This is a genomic window from Corynebacterium sp. HMSC071F07, from assembly GCF_001810285.1.
Taxonomy (GTDB): domain Bacteria; phylum Actinomycetota; class Actinomycetes; order Mycobacteriales; family Mycobacteriaceae; genus Corynebacterium; species Corynebacterium simulans.
The window spans coordinates 161,955-163,737 of the sequence record NZ_KV800708.1; the positions used below are offsets into that span (position 1 = coordinate 161,955).

Annotated in this window: 3 protein-coding genes; 2 read left to right on the forward strand and 1 reads right to left on the reverse strand. The window is 60.7% G+C overall.

The features are described 5' to 3' along the window. On the forward strand, window positions 1-213 hold a 213-nt coding region (locus HMPREF2724_RS13150), incomplete at its 5' end, for a response regulator transcription factor (protein WP_246818213.1). 53 nt (window positions 214-266) lie between these two features. Then, entirely contained in the window at window positions 267-401 is a 135-nt protein-coding gene (locus HMPREF2724_RS13400) for a hypothetical protein (RefSeq protein WP_256365590.1), read from the forward strand. On the opposite strand, the gene HMPREF2724_RS05850 is transcribed toward HMPREF2724_RS13400, so the two are convergent. After that, window positions 375-1,783: FUSC family protein (locus HMPREF2724_RS05850; RefSeq protein ID WP_246818214.1), on the reverse strand; the 1,409-nt coding region annotated here is incomplete at its 5' end. The two genes, HMPREF2724_RS13400 and HMPREF2724_RS05850, sit on opposite strands and share 27 nt — an antisense overlap.

A 1,783-nucleotide genomic window follows, 5' to 3' on the forward strand; every position in this document is an offset into this window, starting at 1 on the left:
ACCCAGCCGCAAGAGCCGCTCGTCCTGGCGGATTTGAGTGCGCGCGAAAACGAGGTGGCGCAGCTGGTTGCGAAGGGACTGGACAATAATGAAATCGCGGAGCAGCTTTATGTCTCTGTGGCCACGGTCAAGACGCACATCAAGCACATCTTGGAAAAGATTGGCGGCACGAACCGCGTGCATATCGCGATTGCGGTGCTGGAGCAGCGCTAGCTTATCCGCTAGTATCAGGGAATCAGAGTTTCTAATGGATTGGATTGCCACGAATGCAACTGCCAAATTTTGATGATTCTTCGTACGACGTCGCAGATGCCGAGTTGCTATCGGCTTTTGAGGTCTTTGAGCGCATCGAAGAGCATGTGCTCGATAAATCTCTACTTTTCGAAGTCTATTCGAGCTAGGGATACCAGCGCGTTGATGTCACCCGGAACCTCGTCTGGGTGAATTGAGCAATAGTCCAAGATGAAATAGCCCGCATGCTGCAGGGCAAGGTGGCGCTGCCAGAACTCACCCACGTGTTGCGGGTGGTTGACTGCAATGGACTGGATAGAGCGGCGCTCAGAAAGCAGCTCGTACTGCAGGTCGCGGCGAGCGGCTAGGGACTCGTCGGGGGTCGAGAAAAGTAGTGCGCCCAGCAGGCTGGTGATTGCTTCCTGGCAGCGGACCTGCAGACGGTAGTGGTTGGTCAGCTGGGCACGCGGCTTCCATAACCAGAGCACCAGCAAGGAAAAGACCACCGACAGCGCGATCTCACTGATGCGGGAGAAGGCCGTGAACGCCAAGTGATCGGCCGTATGGCCCATGAGCAGCGCCAGGGGCGTGGAGAAGATGACGCAGATGGCGTAGTTCTTGACCACGAAGATCTCCGCGCAGAATTGGCAGGCAGCGAGCGCGAGCAGCAGCGTCCAGCTTTCTAATCCGAAGGACGCAATGAGGTAGAACACGCACACACCGAGCAGCGAGCCCACCATTCGCTGCAATCCGCGGATGGTGCCGGGTACGTGGTCCGGGCCCCACTGCAGAAGAAGCAGCACGGAAACTGCGCCCCAGTCCGGGCGGTTTAGGCCCAGTGCAAGGCCCACGAGCGTGGTGGCGATGGCCGCAAGCAGAATCTTTTCTACCGTCACCACCGCATGCGAGTTGCCCACCGACGCGCGGTAGATGCGGTAGCGCATCGTCGGCTTGGTGTGCGGGATGGCGGTGCGGTTTGGGTCGACGTAGGTCGGGGAGTCAGAAAGCTCATCCGAGTTGGCAGAGAGATCCAGCGACTGGTTGTGCTGCACGATGCGGTTCTGCGCGGCAAGGGCACGCTCCACGAGGTGGCCTTGTGATGCTTGGACGACGCGGCCGCCGCGGACGATACCGGCGTCGGAAAGCGCTTGCCACGTATTCGCCAGCGCCGTCTGTGCTTGATGGTGGCGTGCCAAGACGTCGGTTGTGGAGTTCTCAAAGGCGGCAGTGGCCTTCTCTAGGGTCGCGACAGTGCGGGTCTCCGGACCGTGCGGGGAATGGAAGCGAGGCAGCATGCCCAGGCAGTACGCAGCGATGACACCCGCAACGGACCACGCAGCGACCGCAAAGGGGGTGATGTCGGTGCGCGCGAGCATGGTGGAGCCGCCGCCGACCATCACCACGAAGAAGGAACCCGGCGGCGGCAGGCGTAGCGCATTCTGCAGGAAGGCGCCGAGCGCGCCAATGGAAATAGCAAAGGCCGCAGACAGCAAAAGCCACCAGTGTCCGTGGCCCGGGGCGAAGACGAGCTCACCCACCAGCGAACCAACGG

Excerpts from the sequence above, each read along its gene's own strand:
- HMPREF2724_RS13400 (WP_256365590.1), top strand. The coding sequence starts at position 267 with ATGCAACTGCCAAATTTTGATGATTCTTCGTACGACGTCGCAGATGCC.